Below are 15,025 nucleotides of genomic sequence, written 5' to 3' on the forward strand. Positions count from 1 at the left end.
CCTGCTCGAACGCGCGATCGGGCCGGATCGGGCCTCCCCGCCCGGCGACGTCGCCGAGGTGGTCGCGCTGTGCGGCCACCTGCCGCTGGCGATCCAGCTCGTCGGGAACCGGTTACGGCACCGTCGCGCCTGGACCAGCGCCGTCCTCGCGAGACGGCTCGCCGCGCGCAACCGGCGGCTCGCCGAGATCCGGGCCGCGGACCGCGAGATCACCGCGGCCTTCGACCTGTCGTACCGCGGACTCGGCCCGCGGGCCCGCCGGGGGTTCCGCCGCCTGGGCCTGCACCTCGGCGCGGACTTCGCCCTCCACGGCGCGGCGGCGATCACCGGTGAGCACCCGGCCGACGCCGATCGGCTGATCGAGGAACTGCTCGATCACCATCTCCTGACCGAGCCGACCGAGGGGCGGTACCGGTTCCACGGCCTGGTCCGGGACTACGCGCGTCAGCGGGCGGCCGGCGAGGACTCCGAGTCGGTGCGCCGGGACGCCGTATGGTGCCAGCTCGACCACGCCGTGTCGGCCGCACTGCTCGCCGACCGGCTGCTACAGGCGCACGGCCGCGACCTCGGCCGCGACGTCCCGCCGCCCGATCCGGCGCCGTTCACGACCGCGGCCGAGGCGGACGCGTGGATGACGGCGGAGTATCACAACCTTCTCGCCGCCGTCGAGTACGCGGACAGCGTCGGCGCCCTGCGGCACATGGCCCTGCTCGCGCACGCACTCGCCGGGTACCTCGATGCCGGAGGGCACTGGGACCGGGCCGACGTCCTGCACCGGCGCGCGGTCGAGGCCTGGCGGGAGCTGGGTGACGCGGCCGGGGAGGCGCAGGCCCTGCTCGACCTCGGGGGCGTGCGGTTCCGCACCGGCCAGTACGGCGAGGCGCTCGACCACGCGCGGGCGTCGCTGGAGATCTACCGGTCGCTCGGCGACGCGCGGGGCAAGGCCGACGCCCTGGACCATCGCGGACTCATCCTGTGGCAGCGGTCGCGGTACCGCGACGCTCTGGCCAGCTCGCGCGACGCGTTGGCGATCCGGCGGTCGCTCGGAGACCGGCGCGGCGAGGCCCGGGTGCTGGACCACATCGCGATCTTCCTGGAGTTCGTCGGCCGGTACCAGGAGGCCGCCGACAGCCGGAGCGCGGCCCTGGAGATCTACGCGTCGATCGACGATCCGCTCGGGCTGCTGATGTCGCTGAACAACCAGGGCGACCTGATGCTGCGGCTGGGCCGGGTCGACGCCGCCCGTGGTTACTACGAGGACGCCTCTCGCGTCATGCCGGAGATGGGCCGTCAGCACGAGGCGATCTGGCGCAACAACATGGCCCGCATCCATTTACATACCGGGCAGTACGACGAAGCGCTGACCGGTTTCCGCTACGCATTACTCACCTATCGCCAGATAGGCGACAAGCGGAACGAAATAGAAACGCTCATCGAGATCGGCGCGACCTACTTCCGGATGGGGCAGCACGGAGAGGCGCTGATCCACTTCGAGCAGGCCCTGGCCTTCTCCCGGCGCATCTCGGAGGTGTTCGAGCAGACGAAGGCGCTGCGGCGTATCGGGGAGGTGCTGCTGGCCGACGAGCGCCTCGCGGACGCCGATGAGGCGTTCCGCGAGGGTCTGAAGCTGGCCGACGTCACCGGCGAGCCGTACGAGCGGGCCAAGGTGCAGGAGGGGCTCGGGCGCCTTCACCTGCGCAAGGGCTCCCGGTACAACGCCCGCCGCTGGTGGCGCCAAGCCCTGCGTTTCTTCGAGCGGGCGGGGATGCGGCCGGAGTCCGAGACCGTCCGAGACCTCCTGGACGCCCTGTAGGGCGACGGCTCGGCGCTACGTGGGCCGGACGGTATCGCCCGTCCGGCCCACGGCCTGTTTGGTTTAGAAGTAAATCGACCGAATTGCGGTCATGTGAGTGTCCGGAATATAGGAGATCGCCTCGAACGCGAACGCCGAGATCACGAACGCCCCGGCGAGGTACTTGCGCATGTGTCGCACTATGTTTCCTTTGAGCTAAAAGTCGGGTTTTTCGCCTTCGAAGACAAGCAAGATCATAAACGCTTGTTCCGGACGATCGCCGTACTTTCCAAAAGCCGTCCGATTCCTTCTTGGCGGATCACATTTGCCGGGAAATGCCGCCAATCGGGATGCATGGGCGCTTATCGCGGGATCTCGTGTCCACCGTTCGGTGGACACGAGAGTGACCGGATCACCGATCGTGTGAGGTGTGCGCTGCCACGACGCTGGCGGTACGGATGACACGACGGTGCGTGGGTCCGTGGCCCGAACGCCGACCGAGGGGAAGTACCGATGCACGCGAAAGACGCTGAACTGGCTGCCGCCCTGACCGAGCAGCTCGGCGACGAAAAGATCATCGCAGCGGCCTACGCCAGGGTGGACACCGCGCTCAGCCCAGCGCGGATGCTCTCCCCGCTCGGGAACTACCTGATCGCCAGGCCCGCCGCCCGGGCGGCGGCGAAGAAGATGACCGAGGAGACCGACCTCCCGCTCGATGCCGCCGTCGTCTTCGGTGTCAGCGACAGCGCCCTGCACGTGTGGGCCGCCGACCCGATGCTCAACCGGGTCGGTGAGCACCTCGGCCAGATTCCGCTGGAGCGCATCGCGTCGATCAAGGTCGAGGGCGGCAAGAGCTGGCAGCCGGTCACGATCAGCATGGCGGACGGAAAGAGCGTCGAGCTCGAAGGCCGGGGCTCCATCCACGCGGTCGCGGCCGAGTTCGACAAGCGCAAGACCCGATAGCCGGGCCTCGTGCCCGAGCCCCTGGTGGGCGGGACCGCCGCGGGGCACACTGGGGCATACCTGGTGGCATCGGGAACACGGGAGAGAGCACTGGCTTCCACGCGAGAGACCGGAACGCCCGAGGCGCCGGTTCGTTTCGAAGGTTCGTCGGTTCCGCGGTTCGCCGCGGAACTGGTCGCCTGGGTGGCGACGCCTTGGGCGCTGGCCTCCCATTCACCGGTTCTCGCCGGTGTGGCGCTGCTGCTCCTGATCGGGCTCCCGGCCGTGTTCGTCACGCCCGGCGACAAGACCCAGGTTCCCGTCGCGGTACCCGGCGGGGTCACGGTCGCGCTGGTCGTGCTGCAACTCTTCGCCGCGGTCACCGCGTCGTGGGCGGCCTGGCCGGTACCGGTGGCCCTGCTGGTCTGGGCGCTGGTCATCGGCACCGTCTACGCGGAGATCCCTCGCTGGCGGCGGCTCACCGGCGGCGACCTCGTCGTCACGGGCGCGGCGCACCTGGCGAACGAGGGGCTGGCGTTCCTCTTCGAACTGCTCGCCCTGGCGATCCTCGCCTGGTGGGGCGCGACCGTCGGGAGCGGCCTGGCCCCGCACCTGGTCTTCGGCATCGGAACGCCGTTGGTGGCGGCGGTCGTGTGGGGGCTGTTCGCCGCGCCGAAGGCCCGGGTGGCGCTGCCGCTCGCCGGGGTCCTCGTGGTGAAGGCGCTCGTCTTCGGCACGGCGATGATCTGCCTGGACGTGCTCGGGCACCGTACGCTCGCGGTCCTCTTCGGCGTGCTCGTCACCGCCAACACCGTGATCGCCACCCTCGACCGCGAGGCCGCCTTCCTCCGGGTGGACGTCTCGCCCCGGTGGACCGGCTCGAACCGGTGAGACACGGCCGATCGGCTGCCCCCGTCCCGACTTTCGGTTGATGCGGTGTGACCGTCTGGTCGATGTAGGGCACCGTGCGGGTTCGCCAGTCTGACCGGGGGCCCGCCGTGGGCGCGGGCACCGGGAGGAGATGGGTATGCGCGGAGCGCGAGGACGTCGGCGGATGGCGATACCGGCCGTGGTGTCTCTTGTCATGCCGCTGACCGCGATGGTGCCGCCGGCGGGCGCCGCCGTACCGTGGGCGAACGGCGACTGGCCGACCTGGCAGGGCGACCGGCTCGGCTCGCGGTTCAACCCGGCCGAACACACCATCACGCCGGCCAACGTCGGTGGGCTCAGGCTGAAGTGGGCCTTCGCGTACCCGAAGGAGGCCGGTACGCCGCGCAGCCAGCCCGCGGTCGCGGACGGCACGGTCTACTTCGGCGGCCCGGACGGCAAGATGTACGCGCGTGACGCCCGTACCGGAGGCGCGCGGTGGACCTTCGACCTGGCCACGGTCGGCACCGGCGCCACGCAGGTGCAGGACGGCCCGGCGGTCTCCGGCGGCCGGGTCTACTTCGGTGACGTACGCGGCTACCTGTACGCGGTCGACCGGCGCACCGGGCGGCTCGACTGGGCGAAACGTCTCGACACGACACCGGGGGCGATCGTCACCAGCTCGCCGCTCGTCTTCGACGGCCGGGTGTACGTCGGGGTGTCCAGCGGCGAGAACGTCCTCGGGAAGGACCACGCCTGCTGTACGTTCCGCGGGCACCTCGACGCCCTCGACGCCCGTACGGGAAAGGTCGCCTGGCGCTACTACACCGTGCCGAAGCCGAAGCGGGACGGCACCTGGCCGAACGGCCGCCCGAAGTACGCGCCGTCCGGCGGCGGGGTCTGGAGCACCCCGGCGGTCGACCCGGTGACGCGCACCGTGTACGTCGGCACCGGGCAGAACTACACCGGCAGCGGCGGACACTTCGACTCGGTCCTGGCGCTCGACGCGCGCACCGGACGGGCCCGCTGGACCGAGAAGATGACCGACGTCGACACCTGGCGGGCCGAGTGCGGCAGCCAGGACCCGCAGGACCAGCAGTACTGCCCGAACCTGCCAGACGGCACCGCGCTGGACTTCGACCTCGGCGCCGCGCCGAACCTGTTCACCGCGGGCGGCCGGCGCCTGGTCGGCATCGGCCAGAAGGTCGGGGTGTACCACGTGCTCGACGCCCGTACGGGCAAGGCGGTCTGGCGGCGGCAGCTCTCCACGCCCATGCCGAACGGCGGCCTGTCCGGCATCCAGTGGGGGTCGAGCTACGACGGGCACCGGCTGTACATCGCGACGTACATGGCCGATCCGGGCACGCTGTTCGCGCTGGACCCGGCCACCGGCCACGTGCTGTGGAAGACGCCGAGCCCGGCGGACGGCTGCACGACGGGCGGCGCGGCGAAGTACCCGGACATCTGCCAGCGCGGATTCACCCCGGCGGTGACCACGACGCCCGGCATCGTCTGGGAGGGCGGCATGGACGGCAAGATGCGCGCCTACTCGGCGGAGACCGGCAAGGTCCTGTGGAGCTACGACACGATGCGGGACGTCCAGGGCGTCAACGGCCTGCCCGCCCGGGGCGGCGCCCTGTCCGGTGGAGGCGGCGCGGTCGTCTCGCACGGCCTGCTCTACACGCAGACCGGATACGCCTTCACCCCGTACCCGAACGACCGCGGCGCCGCGCTGATGGTGTTCGGCCGCTGACCGGGAGGGCGGCCCCCGTGGGCGAGGGGCCGCCGCTCTCACCTCAGTTCCAGAAGGTCACCTTCGGATCGATCGACGAGGGCCCGTCCAGCGGGGGCTCGGGCCGGTGCCGGAGGCTCCGGTCGAAGAAGGCGCCGTAGGCCCGCGTGATCTGTACGGCGCGAGCCCCGGAGATGTCGGCGCCGAAGGTGCGGCCGAGCTCGTCGGCGAGCGGATGCCGGTCGGTGAAGGAGGAGCGCTCCGTACCGGTGACGGTGATCCAGGGTTTCCACCCGGTCAGGTGCTGCCACGCGTCGCTCCAGGTCGTGTCCCTGGAGGACGGCGTGTGCATGGCCGCCGTGCTCATGAGCAGGAGCGGGTCGAATTCGCAGGCCACACACGTGGTGGTGTGGCCGTCGGGGAACGTCTCACCGAAGTTCTCGTACGTGTGATCGATCCCGGCGACCACGTAGCCCTGGCTCGCCAGGTCCTCGCCCAGTGAGGTGAGGGACGAGCGCGGCAGGGAGAACCCCGGAGAGAGCACGACCAGCGGATGCCAGCCGTGCGCCGGCGCGGCGCCTGCGTACGCGCCGGTGCGGATCCGGCTCAGCGTGTCGGGTGGCACGGTGGTGATGCCCGCTCCCTTGAGCGGCAGCGCCGACCGACTCCTCCCGGGGTCATGTACGCGGCGCGTGTGCCCCGTGCCGCCGACGCCGGGTACCAGAGCGACACCATCGGCCGCGGCGTACCCGACGCCGGCACCCACGGGTCCGTACGCGACGAGTCGACCAGTTGCGGAGCCGTGGCCCCCACCGGGCGGGGCCGGTCGGCCGGGGCAGGCCGAGAGCAGGCTCCGCGGTCGCTCGCGCCGCGACGGTGCAGGTGAGAAGGGCTGCGGCCGGCAGGCCGCCGAGAATGGGTTTCCGCATGGGTCGCAGCCTTCAGTGACGTGACGGCGAACACGTCTGCCGGTGGTCGTTCGGCGGGCCACGACTTTCGTCGGTGGCCGGTACGACGATCGTCGTGCGTTCGGGCCGGGCGCCGACCTTATGCTCAGGGCCAGGCGGCGATCCTGGTCTACGAGGCTCGGCCTGCTTTGACCGCTTGGGCTCTCACCGGCTTATCGGGCGCTTGACGTGGGCCCGCCGGCCTTGCGGACGTTCAGGCTACCTTGACGGAGTGAGGCCCGACGCTGACGGTGATGTCCAGATGTCCACCCAGTGCGATCGCATATGCCCGCAGTGTCTCGAGCTCCATCGCTTCGATCTTGCCGTTCTCGATCTGTGAGATGCGGGACTGCGATACACCGAGGACCTTGGCAAGCTCGGCCTGTGTCTTCCCGACAGCCTTGCGCAGTTCCTTGAGGTGATGGCCTGCGATGTAGGCGTCGAGTTCGGCGCGCGCCTTCGCCTGCCGTTCAGGGTCGGCCAACTCTGGATGGCGGCGGTGGGCCTCGGCCCTGACGTCTCGCCAGTTGCGTCCGGTGCTCATCGGCCGCCCTCCTTGTCCTTCTCTGCCCGGTAGTCGGCATACCGGGCTTCAGCGAGTGGGATCGCTTCCTCATACCAACGCGACCACTGTCCCGCTTTGTCACCCGCGACCAGGAAGATCGCAGCCCGGTCGGGGTCGAAGATGAACAGCATCCGGATCTCCGACCGGCCGCGAGAGCCGGGCCGCAGCTCCTTCAGATTACGCAGTGCACTGTGCTCCAACGTGTCGACGAGCGGTCGGCCCAGCGTGGGGCCCACAGTAACCAAGCGCTCAACGGCCTGCTCGATCAGCGCCGCCGAGTCCGGCTCGGACTCGCAGAGCTTCAGGAATCACGTCTCGACGGGTTCTAAGAGAATGACGTCCCACTCCACAGGGTCAATATAACCTTTGGCTCATATCCGCAGTACCCGTCGGACGCAGACCAGGGGGAACCGGCCGCGGCCCGGCCCTGTTCGGCCGGTTCACGGTCAGGCCTTGTTGAAGGTGTTCTTGGCCCAGAGGTAGGAGACGACGGCGATGCCGGCGCACCAGGCGGTGGCGATGGTGGCGCTGTTGCCGATCGGGGTGCCGAGGAGGAGGCCGCGGACGGTTTCCATGATCGGGGTGAAGGGCTGGTACTCGGCGAACCAGCGGAGGACGGTGGGCATGGAGCCGGTGGGGACGAAGCCGCTGCCGAGGAAGGGCAGCAGGATCAGCGGCATCGGGGCGTTGCTGGCGGCCTCGGGGGTCGGGGACTTCAGGCCGAGGGCGACCGCGAGCCAGGTGATGGCCACGACGAACAGGGTGAGCAGGCCGGCGGCGGCCAGCCATTCGACGGCGGTGGCGTTCGGGCGGAAGCCGATCGCCAGGGCGATGCCGATGAGGACGGCCATGCCGAGGAGCTGCTGGATGACGCTGCCGACGACGTGTCCGGTGAGGACCGAGGCCCGGGAGATCCGCATGGTGCGGAATCGGGCGATGATCCCTTCGGTCATGTCGGTTGCGACCATGACGGCGGTTCCGGTCGCGGCCGTGGCCGCCGCCATGAGCAGGATGCCGGGGACGACGTAGTCGACGTAGGCGTCACGGCCGCCGGCCCCGCCGCCGAGGCCGTTGCCGAGGGTGCCGCCGAAGACGTAGACGAACAGGAGCAGGAGGATGACGGGCGTGACGATCAGCTGCACGGTCATGGACGGGTAGCGGAGCAGGCGCTTGAGCTGGCGCCGGACCATGGTGGAGGAGTCGCGCACGGCGAGGGTGAGGGTGCTCATCGGATGGTCTCCTTCTGCCGGCCGGTGAGGGTGAGGAAGACGTCGTCGAGGTCGGGGGTGTGGACGCTCATCTCGGCGACGTCGATCGAGTGTTCGTCCAGCAGGGCGAGCAGTTCGCGGACCGCGCGGACGCTGCCGTCGCTCGGCACCCGCAGGGTGAGCGCCTCGGGGTCGGCGCCTCCGGCCTCGAGGAGCCGGCGGGCCGCGTCGAGCAGGCGCGTGTCGGCGAAGGTGAGCTCGATGTGGCCGCCGGGGATGAGGCGCTTGAGCTCGTCGGCGGTGCCTTCGGCGATCAGGCCTCCGTGGTCGAGAAGGGCGATGCGGTCGGCGAGCTCGTCGGCCTCCTCCAGATACTGGGTGGTCAGGAAGATCGTGACGCCGTCCTCGACGAGGTCGCGGACGATGCCCCACATGGCGCGGCGGCTGCGCGGGTCGAGGCCGGTGGTGGGCTCGTCCAGGAAGATCAGGCGCGGGTCGCCGACCAGGGTCATCGCCAGGTCGAGCCGGCGCCGCATGCCGCCCGAGTAGGTGGCAGCGGTCTTCCCGGCCGCCTCGACCAGGTCGAACTTCTCCAGCAGCTCCTTGGCCTTCTGCCTGCCCTCGCGCTTCGGCACGTGCTTCAGGTCGGCCATGAGCAGCAGGTTCTCCTCGCCGGTGAGCAGCTTGTCGACGGCCGAGTACTGCCCGGTCACCCCGATCGCGCCGCGTACGTCGTCGGCCTGACGGTTCAGGTCGTATCCCGCGACCCGAACCTCGCCGCCGTCCGCCCGGATCAGCGTGGACAGGATCTGCACGGTGGTGGTCTTGCCGGCGCCGTTCGGGCCGAGCAGGGAGAAGATCGTTCCTTCGGGGACGGCCAGGTCGACGCCGTCGAGCACGACCTTGTCGCCGTTCTTGTCGCGGTAGGACTTGCGCAGCCCGTTCGCCGCGATGGCCAGTTCGGTCATGGTGGGTGCTCCTCAGAGGCTGCGGGCGGTGATGTCGCCGTGAGAGGTGGTGGCGTGGATGTCCAGTCCGGCGGTGCCGTCGTTCTTGAGGGCGTTGCTGACGCGGCCGTGGGAGGTACCGGCGTCCAGGGCGGCCGAGACGCCGGCGGCGGCGCCGACCGAGATGTCGCCGGATCGGGTGCGGAGCACGACCTTGCCGCTCGTGGCCTCGGCGATCCGGATGTCGCCCCTCGCGGTGCTGACCTCGGCGGGGCCGCCCAGGCGGCTGACCTCGACGTCGCCGTCGGTCGCGGTGAGGCGGAGGCTCGCGGTCTCGTCCAGCTTGATCTGGTGGTACGCGCCCTCGAAGGCGACGTCGCCGAGGCGGCCGACGGTCCGGAGCTCGGCGCCGGCCGTCTTCGCCTCGACCTGGGAACCGGCGGGCAGCTTGACAGTCACCGCGACGGATCCGGACGGGCCGAGGTACTGGTTCTTCGCCGAGGACTCGATCCGCAGGACGCCGTCGGCGTATTCGACCGTGGTCTGCTCGGCCGTCTTCACGTCGCGGCCCTTGGCGGCGTTCGCGGGCAGGACCTCGACGGTGGTGTCGGCCCGGTCGGCGGCGATGAGTTGGACGCGCCCGGCGGGGATGTTCAGGACGCCGGTGATCGGTGCGGCGGTGTCGAACTTCTGCATCCTGTGCTCCTGGCGCTGCGTTGTTTCTAACTCCGGAAACGCTACGTTGCTTTCTATTTTCCAGCAACGACTCTATTGCATCCAACCAGTAGTTATGCAGTTCAAAGGGCTATAATCATTGCAACGGACTCTCGTTTAACGCAATGACGAGAGGGTTGTTCGTTGCAATGCACTGAAGATGAACGCTATGGTGACGGCGGCAGGGAACACCGAACAGCGCCACGGGGCACGAAGGGGGTCGTGATGCCGGGAGGCAGGCTCACGCAGCAGGAACGCCGGCAGATCGCGCAAGGGCTGGCCGACAGCCTCCCCTACGCCGAGATCGCCCGCCGCCTCGACCGGCCGACCTCCACGATCACGCGCGAGGTGATGCGCAACGGCGGCCCCACCGCCTACCGCGCCGACCTGGCTCACCGCGCCACCCAGCAGCGCACCCGCCGGCCCGGGCAGGCCGCGTCCCGGGGGCCGCAGACGTCCCAGCAGGCTCGGTTGAACGAGGACGGACGCGACGTCGAGGTCGTGCGCGAGTACGAGGAGACCCTCACCACCGTCCTCATGACCTCGGGCCTGCCCAAGATGATGGCCCGGGTGCTGGCCTGCCTCTACACCACCGACTCCGGCAGCCTCACCGCGTCCGGGCTCGCCCAGCGCCTCAAGGTCAGCCCGGCGTCCGTCTCCAAGGCGATCACGTTCCTCGAGAGCCTGGAACTCGTCCGCCGGGAGCGCGACGAACGCCGCCGTGAGCGCTACGTCGTCGACGACGACCTCTGGTACCAGTCGATGATCCGCAGCGCCCGGGACAACGACCAGTTCGTCCAGACCGCGCGGCAGGGCGTCGCCGTCCTCGGCCCGGGCACCCCGGCCGCCGTCCGCCTCGAGAACGCCGCCCGTTTCCTCGACTTCATCCACGAGAGCCTCATCCGCGCCGCGGAGCAGGCCCGTGAGGTCCTCTACACCAAACCCGAGACGACCTCGGCATGAGACGCCGCGTCGTCCTTCCCCGCGCCGTTCCGCTCGTGCGGGCGTCGATGGCGCGCTCACCGGCCGTTCAGGGGGCGAGCCCGGTGCGGGAGGGCAGGCCTACTGCGACTCGGAACGGTTGGCGCGGACCCGGCTGGCCAGCCAGCCCGCGTACCCGGCGGTGCCCGCCAGGCCGAGGAGGCGCGTCCTCTTCGTCGTCAGGGCCAGCCCGAGCGCGACCTCGATCGCACCGTTGCGGTAGGTCCACTGGCGGGTGTCGTCGGGAAAGGCGGCCTTGGAGATCGGGTCGAACACCTGGGGGGCGGCGAAGTGGGCCGCTCCGGTTCCGGCAAGGATGATTCCGGCGAGACGCAACATCGGAGGCCTTTCGAAGGGAAGAACCCCGACGATAGTCCTCCCACGGCCGTCCACGCCGGGGCCCGGGAGGCGAGCGTTCGCCGAGGCGCGGTTCAGGCTCGCGTGCGGAAGCCGAGTACCAGTCGGTCGCTGACCGCGCGGAAGCCGATTCGCTGGTAGATGCCGTTGCTCGTCGGGTTGGCCAGGTCGGTGAACAGCACGACATGCGAGGCGCCGGCATCCAGCGTCGCCTGGGTCAGTGCTGCGGTCACCACCGCTCCGTAGCCGCGCCGGCGGTGTTCGGGTGGCGTGTAGACCGGGCCGATTCGTGCCATCCCCGACACCACGCGCGTACGGCCCGCCACCGCCACCGGGCGGTCCTCCCTCTCCCACAGCAGCACGCCGCCGTAGCCGATGCGGTCGTCGACCAGTGTCGCGTTCAGCGGGCCGCCGCCCGACGCCTCCTCCTCGAACGCTGCGAACCAGTCGAGTACGAGGGTGTGGTCGGCGGCGGTGGCGACGCGCGGGGCGCCGTCCGGGCGTGGCTCCGGCGGCTCCAGCCGTTCGAGGCGGAACAGGCGCTGGCGCATGCGCACCTCCCCGGTCGACCCCGTCCGCTTCTCCCAGATGTCCGCGAACGCGCGGGCCGTCGACGGGTGGCCGGTCACCCCGGGCAGGACGGTGCCGCGGTCGGCCAGGGCGTCGGCGAGCGCGGCGGCGGCGTGGTCCGGCATCTCGCTGAGCAGCAGCGGGAAGGCTCCGGTCTGTAGGAGCGCACCCCGTACGCCCGCGTCCGAGCGCCACCAGCCGAACAGCGGCCCCTCGCCGAAGGCGGCGACGCCGTTCGCGCGCAGGGCCTCGATCACGCCCAGGGGCACGGTGTTCTCGATCGGGTCCGCGCGCAGGAAGTCGCCGGCCTCGGTTAGGTAGGTGTCCAGATCACCGGTGATGTTCCAGCCCATGTTCCATGGTGGGCGCGACCGTCCCGGCCGCGCATCTGTTTTTCGGCCACGGCCCTCGCCCCGGCTCGGACGGGGCGGCGAGCCCGTCGCGTCAGGCGGCTGGAAGGGGGACGGTCACGCGTGGGGGAGAAGATGCGACCCACGTGCCTCCCAGGAGCCGCCGTCGGCGGTGACGCCGCGCAGCCCGCGTACGGTCTCGGGGCCGGCCAGCGCGGGCAGGCGGGGGTCGTGCAGCGAGGCGAAGGCGAAGGTCCGCCGCGGGTCCCAGCCGGTGCTGTATCGCAGGCGGCGGCTCAGCTGGGCGAAGCCGAGCGGGGCGGCGGCCACCACCCACGCGTCCGGTGCCGGACCTGTCAGCCGCCGGGCGTGGCGCAGCCAGGACGCGGCCGTCTCGGGCCAGTCCACCGTCGTGATGATCTCCTTGCCCAGCCGCCGCCAGCCGGCGGCGAAGGCCCGGGCGGCCGCTCGGGACTCATCGTCGCGGCTGTGGCCGACCACGACGGTCTCGATCCCTGTCAGCAGGCCGATGAGGGCGGTGAGCTCGGCGCCGGTGTGGCGGGTGAGCCGCGGCGGCTCGCCGTACGCGGTCGCCGCGGCTGAGGCGATCAGCGGCGAACGGGACCGCCCGCGTTCGTACGGGACGTTCATGGTGGAGCGGTCCTTTCCCGGGTCGCCTTCCACCGGGCGTATTCGTCCGGCAGACAGACGGCACATGGCCGGTATCCGGCCGCGACGGCGGTGGCCTCGTCGGCAAAGAACACCCGGTGCCGGACATAGCCACCACGCGCGATCGCTCGCAGTGCCGATGGGCAGTCCAGCCGCCCGTACAACCGCTGCTGCCGGTGGCCGCCGAGCGTCCCCGGCGTGGGGCTGTCGTAGGGGTGCCCGTCCGCGTCGAGCAGTGTGTAGGCGCGAGCGGCGGTGGCCATGCGTCAGGTGGCGTCGTGGAAGACCAGGCCGAGGGCGCGGCGGCGGCCCGCCCGTACGGTGCTGACGCCGTGGCGTACGGCGCCGGCCGACCAGCCGCGCTTGGTGCGGACGGGGCGGTCGCGGGTGGTGAAGATCAGGCCATGGCCCTGTTCGAGCACCCGCACGGTGCCGCGGGACTGGGCGCGGGGACGCTGTTCGACCAGGAGGAACTCGCCGCCGGTGTAGTCGGTGCCGTGTTCGTCGAGGCCGATGACGACCTGGAGCGGGAAGACCATGTCGCCGAACACGTCGCGGTGCAGGGCGTTCCAGTCGCCCTCGTGATAGCGCAGCAGGATCTGCGCCGACCGGTCCTGCCCGGCCTCGTGGCACATCGCGAGCCATTCGGTGAGAGTGTCGGGCCACGGCGCGGTGCGCCCCAGGCGGGCCGCCCACTCACGGGCGATGGGCAGCAGGTGCGGGTAGAGGGCCTCACGCAGACCGGCGACCAGGTCGGGCAGGTCGTGGGTGAAGTACCGGTACTCGCCGGAGCCGAAGCGATGACGGGCCATGTCGATCGTGTTCCGGAACAGCTCCTCCCGGTCGTACAGCGCGGCGAGGTCGCGGCACTGGTCCGGGGTGAGCAGCCGTGGCGTGAGCGCGCAGCCGTGGGCGTCCAGTTCGCCGGCGAGCGCCGTCCAGTCCGCCGCGCCGACGTTCCCCGCGAAGCGGCCGCCCCCGGCCTCGTACCTGCTGTCCTCGGTCATCACGCTTCCACTGTGCGGCAGACGCGATGACTCCCGCTGGCGGAAAACGGACATCACGTTCGCGCGCCGGGCCCGTCGCGCGGTCGGCTCTCAGGCCGTCACGGTACGGGTGGCGTGCGCGGCGGCGGCGAAGGCCCTGATGATCGGGTGGGCGCGGCTGCCGTCGCCCGCCAGCTCGGGCTGGAACAGCGTGGCCAGATAGAACGGGTGATCCGGCAGTTCGGCGATCCGTATCTCGCCGTTCTCGTCGGCGCCGCTGAACCGCATCCCGCGCTCGCGCAGCACCTCGATGGACTCCTGGCTCAGCCCGTACGAGCAGTGGTACCGCTCGACCGTCCGCTCGGCGCCGAGGATCCGCCGGGCCAGCGAGCCGGCCGTCACCCGTACGGCGCCCTCGTGCCCGACGAGCGAGCACGCGAGCGGCGCGATCAGCGGGTCGCCCGTGGCGGACGGATATTCGGTGTGGTCGGCCGAGTCGAGCCCGCAGACGTTCCGCGCGTACTCCAGGAGGGCGTGCTGGAAGCCCCCGCACGTGCCCAGGAACGGGATGTTCCGTTCTCTCGCGGTACGGGCGGCGGCGATCGCCCCGGCCAGGCTGCGGTACGGGCTGCCCGGCACCAGCCAGATCGCGTCGAAGCCGTCCAGCGCGCCGTCGGCCTCTTCGGTCGGGATCCAGTACGCGTCGAGGACCAGCCGGTCGCGCTCCGCGAGCGCCGCGAGCAGCGAGGGGATGCGGACGTGTGCCCGTACGTTCGGCGAGCGGTCGCCGACCAGGGCGATCCGTGGGGTGAAGGTGTCCATGCGGACATCCTGAACCCGGGGGCGAGTTCAGTTCCAACGATGATCTCGCGACTCGTCATCAGTGATACTTATGTGGCGTGGACACGCATCTGCTCAGCACCTTCGTGGCCGTGGCCCGCCATGGGTCGTTCACCGCCGCGGCGAACGAGCTCGGTTACACGCAGTCGGCGGTCTCCCAGCACATCGCCGCGCTCGAGGCCGACCTGCGGACACCCCTGCTGCGCCGCCGCCCGGTCGCGCTCACCGACGCGGGCACCCGTCTGCTCGAACACGCCGAACCCCTGCTCCTGCGACTCGCCGCCGCACGCGCCGACGTCACGCGTCTCGTCGCCGCGCCCGCCGAACACCTCGTCGTGGGCGCCTCCGCGCTGGCTCTCACGGGCGGGGTCGCGGGCACGCTGGCGGCGGTACGGTCCCGGCGTCCGCTCGTGTCCGTGACCGTCCGGGTGCTCGAACGTGCCGCGATCGCGGCCCAGGTCGCCGACGGCACCCTGGACCTCGGCCTCGTCGACGGCGTCGCAGCCCCGACCGACCCGCTGCCCCTGCCCGACGTGGGGCCGCTGAGCGCCGTCGCGG

The 15,025-nt window shown here is 71.0% G+C and carries 18 protein-coding genes; 6 read left to right on the plus strand and 12 right to left on the minus strand.

Annotated features, from left to right (window positions below):
- From ACFFNX_RS23460 to ACFFNX_RS23475, 4 genes are all read left to right on the plus strand, one after another.
- Positions 1 to 1,813: tetratricopeptide repeat protein (locus ACFFNX_RS23460; RefSeq protein ID WP_378206069.1), on the plus strand; the 1,813-nt coding region annotated here is incomplete at its 5' end.
- A 492-nt stretch (positions 1,814 to 2,305) separates the two neighbouring features.
- A complete protein-coding gene (locus tag ACFFNX_RS23465; RefSeq protein ID WP_378206071.1) occupies positions 2,306 to 2,755 on the plus strand; it encodes a hypothetical protein in 450 nt (149 codons plus the stop codon).
- A 183-nt stretch (positions 2,756 to 2,938) separates the two neighbouring features.
- Positions 2,939 to 3,625, plus strand: coding sequence for a YrdB family protein (locus ACFFNX_RS23470; protein WP_378206074.1), 687 nt, complete (start codon positions 2,939 to 2,941; stop codon positions 3,623 to 3,625).
- A 136-nt stretch (positions 3,626 to 3,761) separates the two neighbouring features.
- The gene (locus ACFFNX_RS23475; protein ID WP_378206077.1) at positions 3,762 to 5,354 is read left to right on the plus strand and encodes an outer membrane protein assembly factor BamB family protein; all 1,593 of its coding nucleotides are present in this window, start codon (positions 3,762 to 3,764) and stop codon (positions 5,352 to 5,354) included.
- A gap of 43 nt (positions 5,355 to 5,397) precedes the next feature.
- Here the strand turns inward: ACFFNX_RS23475 and ACFFNX_RS23480 are convergent, their stop codons facing one another.
- The 6 genes from ACFFNX_RS23480 to ACFFNX_RS23505 all read right to left on the minus strand — a co-directional run bounded on the left by ACFFNX_RS23480 (position 5,398) and on the right by ACFFNX_RS23505 (position 9,696).
- Positions 5,398 to 6,099, minus strand: a complete 702-nt coding sequence (locus ACFFNX_RS23480) for an alpha/beta hydrolase (protein ID WP_378206080.1) — start codon at positions 6,097 to 6,099, stop codon at positions 5,398 to 5,400.
- Positions 6,100 to 6,494: 395 nt separating this feature from the next.
- On the minus strand, positions 6,495 to 6,824 hold the full coding sequence (locus ACFFNX_RS23485) for a helix-turn-helix domain-containing protein (protein WP_378206083.1): 330 nt from the start codon (positions 6,822 to 6,824) through the stop codon (positions 6,495 to 6,497).
- Positions 6,821 to 7,150: a type II toxin-antitoxin system RelE/ParE family toxin gene (locus ACFFNX_RS23490; RefSeq protein WP_378206115.1), complete on the minus strand. Its 330-nt coding sequence runs from the start codon at positions 7,148 to 7,150 to the stop codon at positions 6,821 to 6,823. Before ACFFNX_RS23490 ends, ACFFNX_RS23485 begins: the two co-directional genes overlap by 4 nt.
- A 141-nt stretch (positions 7,151 to 7,291) precedes the next feature.
- Entirely contained in the window at positions 7,292 to 8,074 is a 783-nt protein-coding gene (locus ACFFNX_RS23495; RefSeq protein WP_378206086.1) for an ABC transporter permease, read from the minus strand.
- On the minus strand, positions 8,071 to 9,021 hold the full coding sequence (locus ACFFNX_RS23500) for an ATP-binding cassette domain-containing protein (protein WP_378206089.1): 951 nt from the start codon (positions 9,019 to 9,021) through the stop codon (positions 8,071 to 8,073). The genes ACFFNX_RS23495 and ACFFNX_RS23500 overlap by 4 nt, the downstream gene beginning before the upstream one ends.
- A 12-nt stretch (positions 9,022 to 9,033) precedes the next feature.
- Positions 9,034 to 9,696, minus strand: coding sequence for a DUF4097 family beta strand repeat-containing protein (locus ACFFNX_RS23505; protein WP_378206092.1), 663 nt, complete (start codon positions 9,694 to 9,696; stop codon positions 9,034 to 9,036).
- Positions 9,697 to 9,939: 243 nt separating this feature from the next.
- Here ACFFNX_RS23505 and ACFFNX_RS23510 point away from each other — a divergent pair, with 243 nt between their 5' ends.
- Positions 9,940 to 10,677: a helix-turn-helix domain-containing protein gene (locus ACFFNX_RS23510; protein ID WP_378206095.1), complete on the plus strand. Its 738-nt coding sequence runs from the start codon at positions 9,940 to 9,942 to the stop codon at positions 10,675 to 10,677.
- A 99-nt stretch (positions 10,678 to 10,776) separates the two neighbouring features.
- Here ACFFNX_RS23510 and ACFFNX_RS23515 read toward each other — a convergent pair whose 3' ends face one another.
- From ACFFNX_RS23515 to ACFFNX_RS23540, 6 genes are all read right to left on the minus strand, one after another.
- Complete coding sequence (locus ACFFNX_RS23515; RefSeq protein WP_378206098.1) at positions 10,777 to 11,034, minus strand: DoxX-related protein; 258 nt, start codon at positions 11,032 to 11,034, stop codon at positions 10,777 to 10,779.
- 92 nt (positions 11,035 to 11,126) lie between these two features.
- Positions 11,127 to 11,975, minus strand: a complete 849-nt coding sequence (locus tag ACFFNX_RS23520) for a GNAT family N-acetyltransferase (RefSeq protein WP_378206101.1) — start codon at positions 11,973 to 11,975, stop codon at positions 11,127 to 11,129.
- Between the two features lie 114 nt (positions 11,976 to 12,089).
- Positions 12,090 to 12,623 (minus strand): hypothetical protein, encoded by a 534-nt coding sequence (locus tag ACFFNX_RS23525; protein ID WP_378206104.1) that lies wholly within the window; start codon positions 12,621 to 12,623, stop codon positions 12,090 to 12,092.
- The gene (locus ACFFNX_RS23530; RefSeq protein ID WP_378206107.1) at positions 12,620 to 12,904 is read right to left on the minus strand and encodes an Ada metal-binding domain-containing protein; all 285 of its coding nucleotides are present in this window, start codon (positions 12,902 to 12,904) and stop codon (positions 12,620 to 12,622) included. Before ACFFNX_RS23530 ends, ACFFNX_RS23525 begins: the two co-directional genes overlap by 4 nt.
- 3 nt (positions 12,905 to 12,907) lie before the next feature.
- Positions 12,908 to 13,648, minus strand: a complete 741-nt coding sequence (locus ACFFNX_RS23535; protein WP_378206118.1) for a 2OG-Fe(II) oxygenase — start codon at positions 13,646 to 13,648, stop codon at positions 12,908 to 12,910.
- 90 nt (positions 13,649 to 13,738) lie between these two features.
- Positions 13,739 to 14,449 (minus strand): CTP synthase C-terminal region-related (seleno)protein, encoded by a 711-nt coding sequence (locus ACFFNX_RS23540; RefSeq protein WP_378206109.1) that lies wholly within the window; start codon positions 14,447 to 14,449, stop codon positions 13,739 to 13,741.
- 77 nt (positions 14,450 to 14,526) lie between these two features.
- Here ACFFNX_RS23540 and ACFFNX_RS23545 point away from each other — a divergent pair.
- Positions 14,527 to 15,025: LysR family transcriptional regulator (locus ACFFNX_RS23545; protein ID WP_378206112.1), on the plus strand; the 499-nt coding region annotated here is incomplete at its 3' end.

The organism is Actinoallomurus acaciae, assembly GCF_042429965.1.
Taxonomy (GTDB): Bacteria; Actinomycetota; Actinomycetes; order Streptosporangiales; family Streptosporangiaceae; genus Actinoallomurus; species Actinoallomurus acaciae.

Coding starts and splice junctions, on each gene's coding strand:
- ACFFNX_RS23465 (WP_378206071.1), top strand. CDS start 2,306: ATGCACGCGAAAGACGCTGAACTGGCTGCCGCCCTGACCGAGCAGCTC.
- ACFFNX_RS23475 (WP_378206077.1), top strand. CDS start 3,762: ATGCGCGGAGCGCGAGGACGTCGGCGGATGGCGATACCGGCCGTGGTG.
- ACFFNX_RS23485 (WP_378206083.1), bottom strand. CDS start 6,824: ATGAGCACCGGACGCAACTGGCGAGACGTCAGGGCCGAGGCCCACCGC.
- ACFFNX_RS23495 (WP_378206086.1), bottom strand. CDS start 8,074: ATGAGCACCCTCACCCTCGCCGTGCGCGACTCCTCCACCATGGTCCGG.
- ACFFNX_RS23500 (WP_378206089.1), bottom strand. CDS start 9,021: ATGACCGAACTGGCCATCGCGGCGAACGGGCTGCGCAAGTCCTACCGC.
- ACFFNX_RS23505 (WP_378206092.1), bottom strand. CDS start 9,696: ATGCAGAAGTTCGACACCGCCGCACCGATCACCGGCGTCCTGAACATC.
- ACFFNX_RS23510 (WP_378206095.1), top strand. CDS start 9,940: ATGCCGGGAGGCAGGCTCACGCAGCAGGAACGCCGGCAGATCGCGCAA.
- ACFFNX_RS23515 (WP_378206098.1), bottom strand. CDS start 11,034: ATGTTGCGTCTCGCCGGAATCATCCTTGCCGGAACCGGAGCGGCCCAC.
- ACFFNX_RS23520 (WP_378206101.1), bottom strand. CDS start 11,975: ATGGGCTGGAACATCACCGGTGATCTGGACACCTACCTAACCGAGGCC.
- ACFFNX_RS23525 (WP_378206104.1), bottom strand. CDS start 12,623: ATGAACGTCCCGTACGAACGCGGGCGGTCCCGTTCGCCGCTGATCGCC.
- ACFFNX_RS23530 (WP_378206107.1), bottom strand. CDS start 12,904: ATGGCCACCGCCGCTCGCGCCTACACACTGCTCGACGCGGACGGGCAC.
- ACFFNX_RS23535 (WP_378206118.1), bottom strand. CDS start 13,648: ATGACCGAGGACAGCAGGTACGAGGCCGGGGGCGGCCGCTTCGCGGGG.
- ACFFNX_RS23540 (WP_378206109.1), bottom strand. CDS start 14,449: ATGGACACCTTCACCCCACGGATCGCCCTGGTCGGCGACCGCTCGCCG.